Source organism: Streptococcus sp. S1 (assembly GCF_034137685.1).
GTDB lineage: Bacteria > Bacillota > Bacilli > Lactobacillales > Streptococcaceae > Streptococcus > Streptococcus dentalis.
Genome location: NZ_CP139418.1, coordinates 1,732,676 through 1,751,094, shown reverse-complemented (window position 1 = coordinate 1,751,094; position 18,419 = coordinate 1,732,676). Strand labels below are relative to the sequence as shown.

The following is an 18,419-nucleotide window of genomic DNA, read 5'->3' as shown; positions in this document are numbered from 1 at the left end:
CCTTACAAATCAATTTCTAATACAATTGGTGTATGATCTTGACGAGCGCCTGAGTCAATCATATCTGATTTAGTGACCTTGTCAGCAATGCGGTTTGAGGTTAACCAATAGTCGATTCTCCAGCCCGTATTGTTGATTTTTGAGGTTTTACTTCGTTGTGCCCACCAAGTATAGCGCTCAGGAACATCACCATGTAGGTGACGAAAGGTATCTGTAAATCCTTTGGCCAAAAGATTTGTAAATCCTTCACGTTCTTCGTCTGTGAATCCTGGTGAACGGCGGTTGCTGGCTGGGTTGGCAAGGTCAATTTCCTTGTGGGCAACGTTGTAGTCCCCAGTTGCAAGGACGGTTTTTTCTTTGTCTAATTCAGCCAAATATTCAGCATACTTAACGTCCCAAATTTGACGTTCTTCCAAACGTTTGAGTCCATCACCAGCGTTAGGTGTGTAGACCTGAGTCACGAAAAATTCATCAAATTCCAAGGTAATGATCCGACCTTCCAAGTCCATGGTCGAAGGAGCTCCGATTTCTGGGAAAGTCACAACTGGTGTGAGCTCTTTTTTATAGAGGAACATGGTTCCAGCGTAGCCTTTACGAGCCGGTTCTTGAGAAGAGCGCCAGGTGTTTTCGTAGCCAGGGAAGAGCTCCTCAAGGATTTCGAGGTGTTTTTTAGTAGGACCTTTGGCGGATAACTTGGTTTCTTGAATGGCAATGATATCCGCATCCTCAGAAACCAAGGTTTGGAGGACTTCTTGAGAGAGTTTGGCGCGTGCTGAATCACTAGTTAATGCAGCATTAAGCGAGTCGATATTCCATGAAATGAGTTTCATTGTATTTCCTTTTCTTGACATGATAGATAATTTTATTATAACAAAAAATATATTTTTTTCTGATTAGAATGCCTTGAATTCTCCCCTGAAATCTATTATAATAGCTTGAATTAATTTGGAGAAAGGGAGTTCATTATGAAATTTTACTCTTATGACTATGTATTGAGTCAGATCAGTCAGCAAAATTGGGTGACTATTGGGATCTCTGGTTTGCTCATTCTACTGACTGGTTTTTTTGCGGTGAAAGCTTATCGGGATAAGCACGATAGCAAATTCCGTGAATTATCCATTATCTCGATTTTGACTCTGGTTGCAGTGGTCTTGATCGGCATCAGCAATTTCCAAAATAGTCAAAGTAATAATGATCAATTCCAACGGTCTCTGCATTTTATTGAGGTCATCTCAAAGGAGTTGAATGTCAAAAAAGAAGACGTCTATGTCAATACTTCAGCAGCCACAGATGGGGCGATCCTGAAAGTTGGAGAAGTTTATTACCGGGCTATCGCAGGCTCTGACCCAGATAGCTACCTATTAGAAAAGATGGATCTGTATAAAACAGATGTAGAACTTGTGGAGGTGAACAAATGATAGTAAATTTTTTAAACATCTTGATTAAATTAGCTTTGGGCTTGATTTCCTTGGTATTTGTCATCAATGTGACCGGGAAAGGAAACTTAGCACCAAATTCTGCAGTAGACCAGATACAGAACTTTGTTCTTGGGGGCATTATTGGTGGGGTCATCTACAATAGCTCCATTACCATTCTTCAATACATTGTGATTCTCTTAATGTGGACTATTTTGATCTTGCTCTTAAAATGGCTCAATACCAATGTTCGTTTTATGAAGCACTTGATTGATGGAAAACCAACTGTCATCATTAAAAATGGGAAACTGGATCCGGAAGCGTGTCGTTCCAAAGGACTTTCTGCTTCAGATGTTGCCTTGAAACTACGTGGACAAGGGATTTTTCAATTAAAAGATGTGAAGCGCGCTGTTATTGAACAAAATGGTCAATTGATTGTTGTCCGTGCGGGGGATGAAAATCCTAAATACCCGATTATTACGGATGGAGTGATTCAACTTGAAATTTTGGAAACAATTGGGAAAAGCGAAGAGTGGTTGCTGGCTGAATTGGAAAAAGAAGGCTATGACAACGTTCTGGACATTTTCATTGCCGAGTACGACAAAGGCAAGATCAACGTGGTGACCTATTAGAAGAAGAGATTGGGCAAACAGGTCCAATCTCAAATTGAATACAAAATAGTCTTAAAAACTTTCCTTAGGTGAGTACGGACGTCAGCGAACTTCTACGAAGTTCCATGACTTAGTTTTGAACCTAAAGTTTCAAAACTCCCGAGTTCCTGAAACAATTGTGTTTCAGGAACTTTTCTCACGGCGGAAAGTTTCGACATATGCTTGAATAAGCCTAAAAATTAAAAATCAATATTTTATTCAACCACCTCACCTAAGATTGTACATGTAAAAAAGTTTGTGTTAATTTCAAGATTGGACGAGCCTGTCCAATCTTTTTTCTTTATTAAATTCCAGGAAAGGGCTCTTCCTTTTCTTGAGATACTCTGGGAAAAATAGTAAAATGGAAGGTAAGTGTTCATTAGAAAAGAAGGATAGAAAATTTCATGAAGAAGAAAATACGGAAGTTTGAGAATCATTCGATTACACGCAGACTCTACCTGCTGTTTAGTTTGATTTGCCTTCTTTTTTTGGTGCTGATTGCCCGACTTGGCTATATGCAGATCACTCACCAAGCCTATTATACAGATAAATTGGCAAAAGCTACGAAAAAGACGGTCAAACAAGGGAGTGTGCGAGGGCAAATCTATGATGCTTCTGGTAAGCCCTTGGTGGAAAATGTGGGAAAACAAGTCCTGACCTTTACGCGCGATCGTAAAATGACGGCCCAAGAAATGCGAGAGACAGCTGGGAAACTCTTACAGTATGTCGATGTAGAAAATCCTCAAGTAACCGAACGGCAAGAAGTGGATTACTATCTAGCCAATACCAAGGTCTACCAAGAGGTCGTGGAACACCTGCCTGAGAAAAAGAAATTTGATACCGATGGCAACCGCCTGCCGGAAGCCAAGGTTTATCAAGCGGCAGTGGATAGTATCGACCCTTCAAAACTCGGCTATACAGATGATGAGAAAAAGATTATTTATCTCTATAGCCAGATAAATGCGGTGGAGAATTTTGCGACGGGGATTATTTCGACGCAAGCACTAGGAGCTGAACAGATTGCGACCATCGCTGCGGACAGTCAGGACCTTCCGGGAATTGCCATCACGACTAGCTGGGACCGCAAGGTTTTGGATACTCCTTTAGCTTCTATTATTGGAAATGTATCAACCGAGCAGGCGGGACTTCCAGCAGAAGAGGTTGAGGACTATGTCAAAAAAGGCTATGCTCTCAATGACCGGGTTGGTACCTCTTATCTCGAAAAGGAATACGAAAATGTCCTTCAAGGAAAACGCAGTGAAAAAGAAATTCTCCTAGATAAAAATGGCAATATGGAGAAAGTGGTCGACGTTTCAAAAGGGGCCAAAGGAGAAAACCTCAAGCTCTCGATTGATTTGGATTTCCAAAAAGGAGTGGAAGATATCCTTCGCTCCGCCTTTAGCGCAGAGTTGCAAGCTGGAAATGCGACCTACTCCGAAGGTGTCTATGCTGTAGCTCTGGAGCCCGATACAGGGAAGGTCCTTGCCATGGCAGGGATTAAACACCAGGCTGGTAGTCAAGATCTATCAGCAGATGCGTTGGGAACAGTCACCAACGTCTTCGTTCCAGGATCCGTGGTCAAAGGAGCAACCTTGACTTCTGGATGGGAAAATGGAGCCATTTCTGGGAATCAGGTGCTGACCGATCAGCCGATTGTTTTTGCAGGATCAGCTCCTATCAATTCTTGGTTTACCCAATACGGTAGTCGTTCCATCAATGCGGTGGAAGCATTGGAATACTCTTCTAATACCTATATGGTCCAAATTGCCCTTAAGATGATGGGGCAACCTTACACTCCAAACATGACCTTACAAGTCGATCAGGTTGAACCTGCTATGAAAAAACTGCGCTCTACTTTTGCAGAGTATGGTCTTGGAACGTCAACGGGGATTGACCTTCCCAATGAATCGACCGGTTTTATTCCAAAAGACTACACAGTCGGTAATTATTTGACCAATGCCTTTGGTCAGTTTGACAACTATACGCCTATGCAATTGGCTCAGTATGCGGCAACCGTAGCGAATGATGGGAAGCGAGTGAGTCCTCATGTCGTCGAAGGCATCTATGACAATAATGATCAAGGGGGCCTTGGTCAGTTGAAAAAAGCGATCGAAACCAAGGAGCTCAATCAGGTCCATATCTCAGCGGAGGACATGGCCTTGATCAAGCAAGGATTCTACCAGGTTGCCAATGGTACGAGTGGGTTGACGACAGGGAAAACCGTCGGTCAAGGTGCTAGTGTCTTTATTAGTGCCAAGACTGGTACAGCCGAAACCACAGTCGATGGAGGCAAACAAGCCATTAATACCAATGTGGTGGCTTATGCACCGTCAAACAATCCAAAGATTGCAGTAGCGGTGGTCTTTCCACATAATACCAATCTACAAGCGACGGTCAGTCATTCCATTACGCGTGACATTATTAACTTATACAATCAGAAACACCCCATGAATTAGAAAGGAAACTATGCTTTATCCAGCACCTATTGCAAAATTAATTGACAGCTATTCGAAGTTGCCAGGAATTGGGATCAAAACAGCGACTCGTCTGGCTTTTTACACCATTGGTATGTCAGATGATGATGTGAATGAATTTGCCAAGAATTTACTGAATGCCAAGCGTGAGCTGGGGTATTGCAGTATTTGTGGCAATTTAACCGATGAAGAAACCTGCGAGATTTGTCGAGATGAAACGCGGGATCCATCCCTCATTCTGGTTGTAGAAGATAGCAGGGATGTATCTGCTATGGAAAATATCCAGGAATACCATGGTCGTTACCATGTCTTACATGGCTTGATCTCGCCCATGAATGGTGTGGGACCTGATGACATCAATCTCAAAAGTTTGATTAGTCGCTTGATGGATGGAACAGTCACTGAGGTGATTGTTGCGACCAATGCGACGGCAGACGGGGAAGCGACTTCTATGTATATCTCACGTGTGCTCAAACCTGCAGGGATCAAAGTGACCCGTTTGGCACGGGGATTAGCAGTTGGAGCCGATATCGAGTATGCGGACGAAGTGACCTTGCTTCGCGCGATTGAAAATCGGACAGAATTATAAGAGAAGTTCTTTCGAAAGGGCTATCATTGTGGTATACTATCAAGTAAGAAATCAAGGGAACAATTAGGGAGCAACTATGAGTAAACAAGACTTAATCCTGTTGTATGGTGGACGTAGTGCAGAACGTGAAGTATCTGTTCTTTCAGCAGAAAGCGTGATGCGTGCGATTGATTACCAAGCATTTTCGGTTCAAACCTACTTTATTACGCAGTCAGGAGACTTCATCCAGACGCAAGCTTTTGAAGAGAAACCAGCGGATGATGAGAAATTGATGACCAATGAGACAGTGGACTGGTCTAAAAAAGTGGCTCCATCTGCGATTTACAAGGAAGGAGCAGTAGTCTTTCCAGTTCTTCATGGACCAATGGGAGAAGATGGTTCCATTCAAGGCTTCTTAGAAGTCTTGAAGATGCCTTATGTCGGCTGTGGCATCCTAGCTTCCAGTGTTGCGATGGACAAGATCACGACCAAACGGGTCTTGGAGTCGGCGGGGATTCCACAAGTTCCTTATGTAGCTGTAGTGGAAGGCGATGACGTGGAAGAGAAAATTGCTGCAATTGAAGCGACTCTCTCTTATCCTGTCTTCACCAAACCATCCAATATGGGTTCAAGTGTGGGGATTTCAAAATCTGAAAACCAAACAGAGCTTCGGACTGCTCTCGAGTTAGCCTTTAAATACGATAGCCGTGTCTTAGTAGAGCAAGGAGTCAATGCGCGTGAGATCGAAGTTGGACTGCTTGGAAACTATGATGCGAAGAGTACCTTGCCAGGTGAAGTTGTGAAAGATGTGGCCTTCTATGATTATGATGCCAAATACATCGACAACAAAATTACCATGGCGATTCCAGCTCAATTGAATCCTGAGGTTGTGAAAACCATGCGGACCAACGCAGAAAAAGTCTTTCGTGCGATCGGTGGTCTGGGCTTAGCGCGTTGTGATTTCTTCTATACCGATAAAGGAGAGATCTTCTTAAACGAACTCAATACCATGCCAGGATTTACCCAATGGTCTATGTATCCTTTGCTTTGGGACAATATGGGACTCAACTATACAGATTTGATCACCAAGTTAGTAGAGCTTGGAAAAGAAGTCTTCCAAAAACACGAAGCGCATTTGTTGTAAGAAAAGAGAGAGTGGGACAGAAATCGGTAATTCGTTAGAATTCGATTTCGTCGTCCCACCTCCGCACAGTTGAGTAGGGCTGTAAAAGCTGATGAAATCAGCTTAGTAGAGCCCACTCAACCACTGCGTCTTGCTCGACAATCCAAAAACAATCAAGAGGCTAGGACTTCTGTCCCAGCCACTTTTTTTGTGGTCTAGAATATGGTATAATGAGAAGAATTTGATAGGAGCGTCCAAATCTTTGAGAACGTTACGGAGAACTGAGGAGTCGGATATGAATCTCACATTACATGAAGTTGCTCATCTAGTACATGCAAAAAATGATATCAGCCAATTTGAAGATGTGGCTCTCGTCAAGCCGGAATTTGACAGCCGTTTGATTGGGCCTGGAGACCTGTTTGTTCCCTTAAAGGGAGCGCGTGATGGTCATGACTTTATTGAGACTGCTTTTGAAAACGGAGCCGTAGCCACTTTTTCAGAGAAAGTGGTAGAAGGCCACCCTTATATTTTGGTGGAAGATGTATTGAGTGCTTTTCAAACACTTGCTGCAGCCTATCTTCAAAAGACAAAAGTAGATGTTTTTGCGGTGACAGGGTCAAATGGTAAAACCACCACAAAAGATATGTTGGCACAGCTTTTGTCCACCACCTACCTGACCTATAAAACACAAGGAAACTATAATAACGAAATTGGTCTTCCTTATACGGTTTTGCATATGCCAGAAGGGACGGACAAACTCGTCCTTGAAATGGGGCAAGACCATCTAGGAGATATCCATCTCTTGTCAGAACTGGCGCATCCAAAAGCTGCTATTGTCACCTTGATTGGGGAAGCCCATTTGGAATTCTTCAAAGATCGAAGTGAGATCGCAAAAGGAAAACTCCAGATTGCGGACGGGATGCCAGAAGGTGGCCTTCTGGTAGTTCCAGCTGATCCGATCGTCGATGCCTACCTTCCTGAAAATCAAACAGTCGTCCGCTTTGGTCCAGACGAGGAGATTTTTATTACCGAGTTAATCGAGCGAAAGGATAGCTTAACTTTCCGAGCGAATTTCTTAGAAGAAGCGATCGATCTTCCAGTAACAGGAAAATACAATGCGACCAATGCCATGATTGCAGCTTATGTTGCCTTAAAAGAAGGAGTGAGCGAAGCTGCGATTCGTGATAGTTTCGAAACCCTGCAATTGACACGCAACCGGACAGAATGGAAGAAGGCGGGTAATGGGGCGGATATCCTATCCGATGTCTACAATGCCAATCCAACGGCAATGCGCCTAATCTTAGAAACCTTCTCTACCATTCCTGCTAATCCAAATGGTCGAAAATTAGCCGTCCTGGCAGATATGAAAGAACTAGGGGAGCAATCTATTGATCTGCACAACCAAATGATTCTCAGCCTCTCGCCAGATGTCTTGGATACGGTTATTTTCTACGGCCAAGACATTACGGGATTGGCCCAATTAGCGAGTCAGATGTTCCCACTCGGACATGTCTATTATTTCAAGAAGACAGCTGAGGAAGACCAGTTTGAGGACATGGTCAAACAAGTCAAGGAAAGCTTGAAAGAGCAAGACCAAATCCTTATCAAGGGAAGCAATTCCATGAATCTAGCCAAATTAGTAGAGGAATTGGAGAATGGTAAGTAATAATGTACTGAAGGACATTCAGCGCTTGATTTCAATCACCAATACAGGCTTAGCGTTCTCAAAAGATCCATTTGATCAAGAGCGCTACCAGGATATTCGTGAAATTTTACAGGATCTTGTGAGAGAAACGACTGATCTGAATTCACAAGAATTATCGGATTTGTTTCGACCGACAAACTATTATGACACCCCCTTAATTGATGTAAGGGCCTGGATTGTCAAAGATGACAAACTTTGTTTAGTGAAAGGTCAGGGAGAAGAGACCTGGGCTTTGCCGGGTGGTTTTGGTGAGGTTGGCTATTCTCCTAAAGAAAATATTTTAAAGGAAATCCAAGAAGAAACGGGCTATTTAGCACGTGTCAATCGCTTGTTGGCAGTATTTGATACCAATCGCTACCAATTGCAAAGCCGCCAATATGTGAAATTGGTATTTGAATGTGAATTGCTGGATGGAAGTTTTCAACAGAATCAGGAAATTTCCGACCTTGCATTTTTTGAGAGAGAGAAAATGCCTGCTCTTTCTACCAAGCGCAATACAGAAGAACAATTGAACTTCCTTTGGGAGGTTTATGATGGGAAACGAGATTTGTATTGTGATTAAAAACGATCTATAAATTAAAGGGATATAAAATGACACTTTGGGATTTATTGTTTACGAACCAAAAATCAGCCCCGCCTGAGTTTGGTCTCTGGTATTTCATTCTGCCAGCATCTTTGTTGGTGGTTGGTTACTTTTCCATCAGATATGCGCAGTCTAAAAGCTACCAACGCTTTTGGTATTGGGCACAGTTGATCCAAGTCTTGACCATCAATACTTGGTATATTCTAGCCCACATGCCTTTGACGGATAATTTGCCTTTTTATCATTGCCGCTTGGCCATGTTGGTGATTCTCTTTGCCCCTAAAGGGACCTATATCAAGCAATATTTTGCTCTCTTGGGAGTTTTGGGATCGATTGCGGCCCTGGTTTATCCAGCCTTTGATCCCTTCCCATTCCCTCATATCACTGTGCTCAATCTAATTTTTAGCCACTGGGCCTTGTTTGCTAATAGTTTGATTTACCTGCAAGATTTTTATCAGTCGGAAAAGCAAGACAGCCTACGAATTGTTAAGATCACCTTTGGCATGAATGCCTTGATTTTCTTGGTCAACCTTTTGACGAAAGGAGATTACGGCTTCTTAAAGCGTCCACCAATCATTGGAGATCACGGTGCTCTCTTGAACTACCTCTTGGTCAGCATCGTGATGGTAGCTGGTATTTGCTTGGTCAATCAACGCTATAAATACAAATACAAGATGGTCGAAGAGAGTATAGTTTCGCGTTCAGAATAAAAAGAGCAGAAAAGGGAAAGAAATCATGACACTTTGGGACTTATTTTTCACCAGTCAACCAACGACCCCTCCTCAATTGGGGGTCTGGTATTTCTTATTGCCGACTTCATTAGTGGTAGTGGGAGGTCTGTCCATTCGATTTGCTCACTCTAAAGGCTACCAAAACTTTTGGTATTGGGGGCAATTGATTCAGTTGTTGATTATCAACTCTTGGTATCTAGCTGCTCGCTTGCCTCTTTCAGAGAGTCTTCCTTTCTATCATAGCCGGATGGCCATGTGGATCATTCTTTTGGCGCCCAAGGGCAGCTTCAAACAATATTTTGCTCTCGTGGGAGTCTTTGGCTCCATTATGGCCTTGGTTCATCCTGTTTTTTATCCCTACCCTTTTCCTCACGTTTCTTCGATCAACAATGTTTTTGGTCACTGGGCTCTCCTGGCCAACTGTTTGATCTATCTGGTTCAATCCTACCAGGTGGAAGAAGGGTCTGTTTGGAAAATCTGTCAGATGACTGTTGGGGTCAATGCCATTATTCAGCTTGCCAATCTCGCAACAGGTGGAAACTACGGCTTTATGCGTCGCCCTCCTGTGATCGGTGACCATGGTCGTGTGTTCAACTATTTAATCGTGACGGTACTCATGACGGGGACACTGATTTTCATCAATACGATCGTTCAGTACAGTAAGAAAAGAAGAATACCTAAATCTGTTTAAATAAGGAGATTTTATGCATCATTTTTTCACTACAGAATCAACAGCACCACCAGCAATCTCAGCACTTTGGTATAGTGTGATGGTCTTGTTAATTGTGACAGCGATTATGATGTCACTTCGTTATTATCAGAATGAGCAATTTCGCAAATGCTTTCAATATTTACAAGGCTTCCAGTTAATTTGCTTGTATCTTTGGTATTTTGCCTACCACATTCCTTGGTCCAATAGCTTACCATTTTATCATTGCCGCTTGGCCATGTTTGCGGTCTTGTTTTTACCAGACCGCTGGAAAAGCAAACAGTTCTTTGCCTTGATGGGAGTGAGTGGAGCCATCTTTGCTTTAGGCTATCCAGTCTTTGATCCCTATACTTTCCCTCATATTACGAGCTTTTCTTTCCTCCTCGGACATTACTGTCTTTTAATCAATTCCTTGATTTATCTCTTGAGATGGTATGATCGAAACCTCTTAAAAAATAGTCAGATTGTTCTCTATACCTTTGCCTTAGATTTATTCCTGGTTGGAGTCAATCAATTGACAGGAGGAAATTATGGCTTGATGGCCCGACCTCCGATTATGAGAGGGGATAAGGTGTGGCTTAATTATCTGGTTGTATCCAGTATTTTAGCCCTTGCTTTATTACTCTTTAATCAGTTCTTCAGTCGCAGAAGTGAGCGGGTGAAAGTGAGAAAATAACCATGATTGAAGAGGACTAGAATCGACGGATTTTAGTCTTTCTTTTTGCTCTCAAAGAAGAATCATCGTTGAAAAAAGTGCCTATTTTCGCTATAATAGGACAGATAGAGAAATTGAGGAGAAATCCGATGTAGAGATGAATTTGTAAATTTATCAAAAAATAAGAAGAGAAAGAATTAGGAACATGAACGTACAAGAAGAAATTAAAAAACGCCGTACCTTTGCCATCATCTCCCACCCGGATGCTGGTAAAACGACGATTACAGAGCAGCTGCTCTACTTTGGGGGAGAGATTCGGGAGGCCGGTACTGTCAAAGGGAAGAAAACAGGAAACTTTGCTAAATCCGACTGGATGGATATCGAGAAACAACGTGGGATTTCGGTAACTTCATCTGTCATGCAGTTTGACTATGATGGAAAACGGGTCAATATCCTAGATACCCCAGGGCACGAGGACTTCTCAGAAGATACCTACCGGACCTTGATGGCGGTGGATGCTGCTGTTATGGTGGTGGACTCTGCCAAGGGGATCGAGGCCCAAACCAAGAAATTGTTTGAAGTTGTGAAACACCGTGGTATTCCAGTCTTTACCTTTATGAATAAGCTGGACCGTGACGGTCGTGAGCCGCTGGACCTCTTGCAAGAATTGGAAGAAGTCTTGGGCATCGCAAGTTATCCAATGAACTGGCCGATCGGGATGGGGAAAGCCTTTGAGGGACTTTACGACCTCTATAACCAACGCTTGGAACTCTACAAAGGGGATGAACGCTTTGCCAGTCTAGAAGATGGAGACAAACTCTTTGCCAACAATCCATTCTACGAGCAGGTGAAAGACGATATCGAACTTTTGCAAGAAGCTGGGAATGAATTCTCAGAAGAAGCCATCCTTGCGGGTGAATTAACACCAGTCTTCTTTGGATCCGCTTTGACGAACTTTGGGGTGCAGACTTTCTTGGAGACTTTCCTCAAGTTTGCTCCAGAACCACACGGCCACAAGAAGACCGATGGAGAAATGGTCGATCCTTATGACAAGGATTTCTCAGGATTTGTCTTTAAAATCCAAGCCAACATGGACCCTCGTCACCGTGACCGGATTGCCTTTGTGCGGATCGTATCGGGTGAATTTGAGCGTGGGATGAGTGTCAACCTGCCTCGTACTGGTAAGGGCGCTAAGCTATCAAATGTCACCCAGTTTATGGCCGAAAGCCGTGAGAATGTCAGCAATGCCGTGGCAGGAGATATCATCGGGGTCTATGATACTGGTACTTATCAGGTTGGAGATACGCTGACAGTTGGTAAAAACAAGTTTGAATTTGAACCACTGCCAACCTTCACCCCTGAAATCTTCATGAAGGTGTCTGCCAAGAACGTTATGAAGCAAAAATCCTTCCACAAGGGGATTGAGCAATTGGTGCAAGAAGGAGCTATTCAGCTCTATACCAACTACCAAACAGGTGAATACATGTTGGGTGCTGTCGGGCAACTTCAGTTTGAAGTCTTTAAGCACCGGATGGAAAATGAATACAATGCCGAAGTGGTCATGAGCCCAATGGGTAAAAAGACCGTTCGCTGGATCAAACCAGAAGACCTAGATGAGCGCATGTCTTCAAGCCGGAACATCTTGGCCAAGGACCGCTTTGACCAGCCAGTCTTCCTCTTTGAAAATGATTTTGCCCTCCGCTGGTTTGCGGACAAGTATCCAGACGTTGAGTTGGAAGAAAAGATGGGATAAGGAACGTTTTCAAAACCGATCCACAACAAGAGAAATAAGAAAACGGAAATTTATCTGTTTTCGCTTTTAAAGGAGAAATGATGGGATTATTAAGTGGTTTGATGGGCAATGCCTCTCAAAAAAATGTTGACAAAGTAGAAAGAGATCTAGAAGATATCTTGGTGCCTGGCGAGCAAGTCACTCTCGCTTTTAGCCTGATTCGTGATTTGATCGTCTTTACCGAATTTCGTTTGATCTTGGTGGATAAGCAAGGGATGACAGGAAAGAAAACATCCTACAAATCCCTTCCTTATCGCTCCATCTCTCGTTTTTCAGTGGAAACTTCCGGTCATTTTGATTTGGATGCTGAATTAAAAATCTGGGTTTCTTCTGCAGTGGAGCCTTCAGAAGTTTTACAATTCAAGAGTGACAACAGTGTCATTGAAATCCAGCAAGCATTAGCTAGTGCGGTCTTTAAATAAAAGAAATCGATTTGATAGAGAACAGTTGAGAAAGGAGACGGAATGTTTATCGATAAACAATTGGGCCATGATCGCAAATGGATTAATATTGACTCGGATATGATTACTGAGAATTCATATCTTTATAAAAAATACGAGATTGATAAAGAAACCATTGAGTACGCGATGGATAAGAACGAACGTGCCCATATGGATTACAATCGAGAAAACGGTACGATCACCTTTATCTACAATGTATTGGATTTAGAAAAGGACAAGGAATACTACGAAACTATTCCTATGACCTTTATCGTTCAAGATACGCGACTCGTGACCATCAGTAACCAAGACAATGCCTATATCATTGAACAAATGGTTCGCTATTTGGAAAGTCATGAGGAACTGTCGATCTATAAGTTGCTTTTTGCAGGTCTTGAAATGATCAGTAATGCTTATTATCCGATTATTGATCGCTTAGATAAGCACAAGGATGAACTCAATCGCTTGCTTCGAAAGACTACAACAACCAAGAATCTCTATGCCCTGTCTGACCTTGAGACCGGTATGGTTTATCTGGTCGCAGCAGCCAAGCAAAATCGGATGTTGCTAGAGCATATCAAAGCGCACGCCATCTATCGCAGGCTGGATGATGTTGAAAAAGAGCAGTTTGATGATGCCATGATCGAAGCGCGTCAGTTGGTTTCAATGACGGAGTTGATTTCCAACGTCTTGCAACAGTTGTCAGGATCCTACAACAATATCCTAAACAACAACCTGAATGACAACTTGACAACCCTGACCATCTTTGAAGCCTTGTTGGCGGTCTTAGCCGTTATCACCGGTTTCTTCGGAATGAATATCCCTCTTCCTATGACAGAGGATCCCAATGCCTGGATCTATGTATCCGTATGTAGCTTTATTTTATGGCTCATTTTGGCAAAGGTCATGCGTTGGATTGTGAAAAAAAGATAAAAAAAGAGGCTTGGAGAAATCCGAGCCTCTTCGTATCTAGAAACATCTGAGAAATAGGAACCATCTAGACACCTGCCCTCCTCTCCAAAGAAGGGGCAGTGTGAATAGTTCATCGACTGTACAAATCTTCTTGGAAATAGTAGGAGTAGATTTAATAGTACTGAGTGGTTTCTAAATAAATTAGAACGTAGAATAAATCGTTGAATCAGATAAAATGATCCTATTTCTTTATACAGAAATATTTTAGATACTAACTGTATTATACATATTTATTTGTAAAAACGCAAGATAAGAGCTACCAAAAAATAAAAGTTTTTCCTGTTTTTTATACTCATATGATGAAGTATATGAAATGGTCGCAAGAAGAAAAGCAGTCCTGGCTTGGCTTTGCGTCACTTTTATGATTTCGAGCTATCAAGGATGTTTTCCTAAAAAATAAAATTATTCTCCTTTGACTATCATTTGCCTCTTCATTGTGTTATACTAGATAAGTTGCAAACTTGTATGAGAGAAATGGTGGGGAGGCAGAACAGATGGAAGGATTCTGTTCGAAAGAAGACTCCCGCAAGAAGGATCTTATTGACTGTTTGTTTGAAAAACAATTCCAGTCAGCAACATCCGTTAGGACGCAAAATATTTTTCTCTAAAGAAAATGTAGTCCATAACAGACGGACTAAGTTTTTCTTTAGATGAGTCTTGCGACAGGTAACCAGGAAGGCGACTTCCTATGCAATCAATGCGTTTTCGCATTGAAAGAAGTTTGATAAAGTGGCTTCGCACCACTTTTTAGAAAGAAGAAAGAATTGAAATTTAACGAATTTAACTTGTCTGCTGCACTATTAGCAGAAATTGAAAAAGCTGGCTTTGTAGAAGCAAGCCCGATCCAAGAACAAACTATTCCTTTGGCACTTGAAGGAAAAGATGTCATCGGTCAAGCGCAAACAGGGACTGGTAAAACAGCTGCTTTCGGTCTTCCAACGTTGGAGAAGATTGATGTCGATAACACAGTGATCCAAGCCCTTGTCATTGCCCCAACGCGTGAGTTGGCGGTTCAAAGTCAGGAAGAATTGTTCCGCTTTGGACGCAGTAAGGGTGTTAAAGTTCGCTCTGTCTACGGTGGATCAAGCATTGAAAAGCAAATTAAAGCTTTGAAGTCAGGCGCTCACATCGTTGTGGGAACACCTGGACGTTTGCTAGATTTGATCAAGCGCAAGGCCTTGAAACTCGATCATATTGAAACCTTGATCCTGGATGAAGCAGATGAAATGCTCAATATGGGCTTCTTGGAAGATATCGAAGCCATCATTAGCCGTGTTCCAGAAACACGCCAAACCTTGCTCTTTTCAGCAACGATGCCAGAAGCTATCAAACGCATCGGTGTTCAGTTTATGAAAGAGCCAGAACACGTTAAGATTGCGGCCAAAGAATTGACAACTGACTTGGTCGATCAATACTATATTCGCGTCAAAGAAGGCGAAAAATTTGATACCATGACTCGATTGATGGATGTCGAGCAGCCTGAACTTGCTATCGTCTTTGGTCGTACCAAACGCCGGGTCGATGAATTGATTCGTGGCCTCAAGATTCGTGGCTTCCGGACAGAAGGAATTCACGGAGATTTGGATCAAAACAAACGCCTCCGAGTGCTTCGTGACTTTAAAAATGGGAACTTGGACGTCTTGGTAGCAACAGACGTTGCGGCACGTGGCTTGGATATTTCAGGTGTTACCCATGTCTACAACTACGATATTCCACAAGATCCAGAAAGCTATGTTCACCGGATCGGACGGACAGGTCGTGCTGGGAAAACAGGGCAATCCATTACCTTTGTATCGCCAAATGAAATGGGCTATTTGCAAATCATTGAGAACTTGACCAAAAAGCGGATGAAGGGAATGAAACCTGCAACAGCAGAAGAAGCCTTCCAAGCGAAAAAACAAGTAGCGCTGAAGAAAATTGAGCGAGACTTTGAAGATGAAAAAATCCGGACCAACTTTGAGAAGTTTGGCAAGGATGCTCGCAAATTGGCTGCAGAATTCACTCCTGAAGAATTGGCTATGTATATTTTGAGCTTGACCGTTCAAGATCCAGACAGTCTTCCAGAAGTTGAAATTGCGCGTGAAAAACCATTGCCATTTAAACCATCCGGTGGTGGCTTTGGTGGAAAAGGCAAAGGTGGCCGTGGAAATGGCCGTCGTGGTGACCAACGCCGTGACCGAAATCGTAGAGATGACCGTGAAGGTGGACGCCGTGATTTCAAACGCAAGTCCAATAAAAATAGCCGAGACTTTGAAGGTAAAGGCAACAAACGTCCTCATCGTACTTCCAATGAAAAGAAAAATGGATTTGTCATCCGCAATAAAGGGGATAAATAAGTCTCAAGGACGGTCTAGCAATAGGCCGTTTTTTATATGAAAATCAAAAATACAAGGGTTAACCAGCTGTTAACCCTTGTATATTTATAAGGAGACCTAAATGATAACTGACTCTTTTAGAAAAATGTATCATGATAAGGAGCATCCAAAAAAGTCAGACAACAGAAAGAATGAATTCCTAAAATGGAATATTTCTGTTAACATATTAAGTCTACAATTATTTCTAAGCCTTGTCAAGAATTTTTTCTTATTTTTTTAAAATTTTTGACTAGAAAAATAAAAATTGACAATCTCTTCTAAAAGTTTATAATGAATATAATAACTATACTAATTACAAAGAGGTGTCGCCCATGGTGATTGCATTAAAAAATGATGATCTAGAACTACAATTTAAGACATTCGGAGGGGAATTGAGCTCTATTCGAAGTAAAGAAGGCATAGAATATCTCTGGCAAGGGGATCCAGAGTATTGGTCAGGACAAGCGCCCGTTCTGTTTCCGATTTGCGGGAGCGTTCGTAATGGTCAAGTGCAGTATCATCTAAAAGATGGAGTGAAGACAGGCCAGCTTCCAAGACACGGCCTTATTCGCAAGAGAGAGTTTGAACTCAAAGAACAAACAGACCATCGTCTTGTCTTTGAAATCAGCTCTAACGACGAAAGCTTACAAAATTATCCCTACCATTTTCGAGTGGAAATCGCTTATGAATTGAAAGGGAAAGAAATCACCATCACCTATCGCGTGCAAAATCTAGAGTCAGATCAAGTCATGCCTTATTTCATTGGAGGGCATCCAGCCTTTCGTTGTCCCCTTTTAGCAGATGAAGACTATGAAGACTACGAGTTGATTTTTGAAAAAGAAGAAAGCTGTAGCGTTCCTCTCTTGTTCACAGAAACCGGTTTGGTTGATCGCCTGCAGCGGACGCCATTTTTAGACCATAGTCGTAGCCTACCTTTGCGCCATGAACTGTTTGAAAAAGACGCCATTATTTTAGATCAATTAGCCTCCAAATCTGTGCAGCTCCTCTCGAAAAAATCCGGTAAAGGTTTGGAATTTGACTTTGCAGATTTTGAGAATCTCGTCCTTTGGTCTACCAATAACAAGGGCCCTTTCATTGCCTTAGAGCCTTGGACGGGTATTTCCACATCTGCAGAAGAGGGAGATTTCTTCGAAGATAAAAAGGGTGTGATCCAGTTGGCTCCTCAAGAGACACGGAGTCACCAGTACCGTATCACCATTTTGTAAATGAAAAACCGTTGGACTATGGAGTCCGACGGTTCTTTTTGATATAGTTTAGCTTTGCTTGGCGGGATTTCTTTTTAAAGAGAGCCTCGGCAGACATAGCAGAGGGTTTATCTGGATAGGATTCTTGATAAAGAAGTTTAACGGGGAGGCGAGCCCGTGTGTATTTGGCGCCTTTTCCAGCATTGTGAGTCTTTAGGCGTTTTTCGACATCCGTGGTGTAGCCAGTGTAGAGGGAGCCATCCGCACACTCTAGGACATACATGTAAGCCTTAGTTTCCATAGTAGATCTCATGAATCTCGTCTGTATAGCTGCCGTCTTCATTGTGAATAAAGAGGGGAGGCAGAATTTTTAAACCATCCAGTGAGCCATCCTTGATCGCCTCAATCAACAACATATTCGCCTCTTTGGTCACTTTGGGATAGACAAACTGGATCCGCTTAGGTGCAAGATTGTAACGCTTCATGGTTTCAATGATATCTAAAAAGCGATCTGGACGATGGACCATCGCAAAGCGGCCATTTGATTTGAGAACCCGCTGGGCCACATGGCAAATCTCATCTAAGTTGGTCGTAATTTCATGCCGAGCTAAGAGGTAGTGTTCACTCTCATTGAGATTGGAATGTTCATCTACCTTGAAATAAGGAGGATTGCAGAGGATGATATCCACCTTACTCCCCTTGATGTGTTGAGGCAAATGCTTGAGGTCATCGGTGATCATGGACATTTGCTGGTTCAAGCCATTGAGAGCAATGGAGCGGGTAGCCATATCCGCTAGACGTTCCTGAATTTCGACACCAATGATCTGGGCCTCTGTCCGAGTGCTTGCAAAGAGTCCCACAGCCCCATTTCCAGCGCAGAGATCTACGATCAAGCCCCGCTTGGGCAATTTTGGAAAGCGCGAGAGCAGGACGCTATCCACGGAGTAACTAAAGACTTCCCGATTTTGTATAATTTTCACATCACTTGAAAAAAGTTGATTGACGCGCTCGCCGTCTTTTAATTCGATATCTGTCATGGCTCT

The 18,419-nt window shown here is 42.6% G+C and carries 18 protein-coding genes; 15 read left to right on the top strand and 3 right to left on the bottom strand.

Features of this window, described 5'->3' with window-relative positions; genetic code table 11:
• Nucleotides 1-2: 2 nt before the first annotated feature.
• Complete coding sequence (locus SM121_RS08530; protein WP_049522944.1) at nucleotides 3-830, bottom strand: exodeoxyribonuclease III; 828 nt, start codon at nucleotides 828-830, stop codon at nucleotides 3-5.
• A gap of 135 nt (nucleotides 831-965) precedes the next feature.
• On the opposite strand from SM121_RS08530, the gene SM121_RS08525 reads away from it, so the two are divergent.
• The 15 genes from SM121_RS08525 to SM121_RS08455 all read left to right on the top strand — a co-directional run bounded on the left by SM121_RS08525 (nucleotide 966) and on the right by SM121_RS08455 (nucleotide 17,397).
• The gene (locus SM121_RS08525) at nucleotides 966-1,418 is read left to right on the top strand and encodes a DUF3290 family protein (RefSeq protein WP_201036876.1); all 453 of its coding nucleotides are present in this window, start codon (nucleotides 966-968) and stop codon (nucleotides 1,416-1,418) included.
• On the top strand, nucleotides 1,415-2,047 hold the full coding sequence (locus SM121_RS08520) for a DUF421 domain-containing protein (protein WP_320910861.1): 633 nt from the start codon (nucleotides 1,415-1,417) through the stop codon (nucleotides 2,045-2,047). Before SM121_RS08525 ends, SM121_RS08520 begins: the two co-directional genes overlap by 4 nt.
• A gap of 422 nt (nucleotides 2,048-2,469) precedes the next feature.
• The gene (gene pbp2b, locus SM121_RS08515; protein WP_320910860.1) at nucleotides 2,470-4,521 is read left to right on the top strand and encodes a penicillin-binding protein PBP2B; all 2,052 of its coding nucleotides are present in this window, start codon (nucleotides 2,470-2,472) and stop codon (nucleotides 4,519-4,521) included.
• Nucleotides 4,522-4,531: 10 nt separating this feature from the next.
• On the top strand, nucleotides 4,532-5,128 hold the full coding sequence (gene recR, locus SM121_RS08510; protein ID WP_003002450.1) for a recombination mediator RecR: 597 nt from the start codon (nucleotides 4,532-4,534) through the stop codon (nucleotides 5,126-5,128).
• Between the two features lie 76 nt (nucleotides 5,129-5,204).
• Nucleotides 5,205-6,251 (top strand): D-alanine--D-alanine ligase, encoded by a 1,047-nt coding sequence (locus tag SM121_RS08505; protein ID WP_320910859.1) that lies wholly within the window; start codon nucleotides 5,205-5,207, stop codon nucleotides 6,249-6,251.
• Between the two features lie 274 nt (nucleotides 6,252-6,525).
• Nucleotides 6,526-7,896, top strand: a complete 1,371-nt coding sequence (locus tag SM121_RS08500) for a UDP-N-acetylmuramoyl-tripeptide--D-alanyl-D-alanine ligase (RefSeq protein WP_320910858.1) — start codon at nucleotides 6,526-6,528, stop codon at nucleotides 7,894-7,896.
• Nucleotides 7,886-8,497 carry an NUDIX hydrolase gene (locus tag SM121_RS08495; protein WP_320910857.1) on the top strand — a complete coding sequence of 204 codons (612 nt, stop codon included), beginning with the start codon at nucleotides 7,886-7,888 and terminating at the stop codon, nucleotides 8,495-8,497. Before SM121_RS08500 ends, SM121_RS08495 begins: the two co-directional genes overlap by 11 nt.
• A 29-nt stretch (nucleotides 8,498-8,526) precedes the next feature.
• Nucleotides 8,527-9,228: a YwaF family protein gene (locus SM121_RS08490; RefSeq protein ID WP_320910856.1), complete on the top strand. Its 702-nt coding sequence runs from the start codon at nucleotides 8,527-8,529 to the stop codon at nucleotides 9,226-9,228.
• A 25-nt stretch (nucleotides 9,229-9,253) separates the two neighbouring features.
• On the top strand, nucleotides 9,254-9,940 hold the full coding sequence (locus SM121_RS08485; protein ID WP_320910855.1) for a YwaF family protein: 687 nt from the start codon (nucleotides 9,254-9,256) through the stop codon (nucleotides 9,938-9,940).
• A gap of 13 nt (nucleotides 9,941-9,953) precedes the next feature.
• Nucleotides 9,954-10,634 (top strand): YwaF family protein, encoded by a 681-nt coding sequence (locus SM121_RS08480; protein ID WP_003011786.1) that lies wholly within the window; start codon nucleotides 9,954-9,956, stop codon nucleotides 10,632-10,634.
• A 184-nt stretch (nucleotides 10,635-10,818) separates the two neighbouring features.
• Nucleotides 10,819-12,366 (top strand): peptide chain release factor 3, encoded by a 1,548-nt coding sequence (locus tag SM121_RS08475; protein WP_003012237.1) that lies wholly within the window; start codon nucleotides 10,819-10,821, stop codon nucleotides 12,364-12,366.
• Nucleotides 12,367-12,446: 80 nt separating this feature from the next.
• Entirely contained in the window at nucleotides 12,447-12,827 is a 381-nt protein-coding gene (locus SM121_RS08470; protein WP_003011846.1) for a PH domain-containing protein, read from the top strand.
• A gap of 42 nt (nucleotides 12,828-12,869) precedes the next feature.
• On the top strand, nucleotides 12,870-13,778 hold the full coding sequence (locus SM121_RS08465; protein ID WP_320910854.1) for a magnesium transporter CorA family protein: 909 nt from the start codon (nucleotides 12,870-12,872) through the stop codon (nucleotides 13,776-13,778).
• Nucleotides 13,779-14,581: 803 nt separating this feature from the next.
• Nucleotides 14,582-16,153 (top strand): DEAD/DEAH box helicase, encoded by a 1,572-nt coding sequence (locus SM121_RS08460; protein WP_320910853.1) that lies wholly within the window; start codon nucleotides 14,582-14,584, stop codon nucleotides 16,151-16,153.
• 350 nt (nucleotides 16,154-16,503) lie between these two features.
• Entirely contained in the window at nucleotides 16,504-17,397 is an 894-nt protein-coding gene (locus SM121_RS08455; RefSeq protein ID WP_004219944.1) for an aldose 1-epimerase family protein, read from the top strand.
• 16 nt (nucleotides 17,398-17,413) lie between these two features.
• On the opposite strand, the gene SM121_RS08450 is transcribed toward SM121_RS08455, so the two are convergent.
• Nucleotides 17,414-17,677 carry a GIY-YIG nuclease family protein gene (locus SM121_RS08450; RefSeq protein WP_004219743.1) on the bottom strand — a complete coding sequence of 88 codons (264 nt, stop codon included), beginning with the start codon at nucleotides 17,675-17,677 and terminating at the stop codon, nucleotides 17,414-17,416.
• A complete protein-coding gene (locus SM121_RS08445; protein ID WP_049514084.1) occupies nucleotides 17,667-18,413 on the bottom strand; it encodes a tRNA1(Val) (adenine(37)-N6)-methyltransferase in 747 nt (248 codons plus the stop codon). Before SM121_RS08445 ends, SM121_RS08450 begins: the two co-directional genes overlap by 11 nt.
• Between the last annotated feature and the right edge of the window lie 6 nt (nucleotides 18,414-18,419).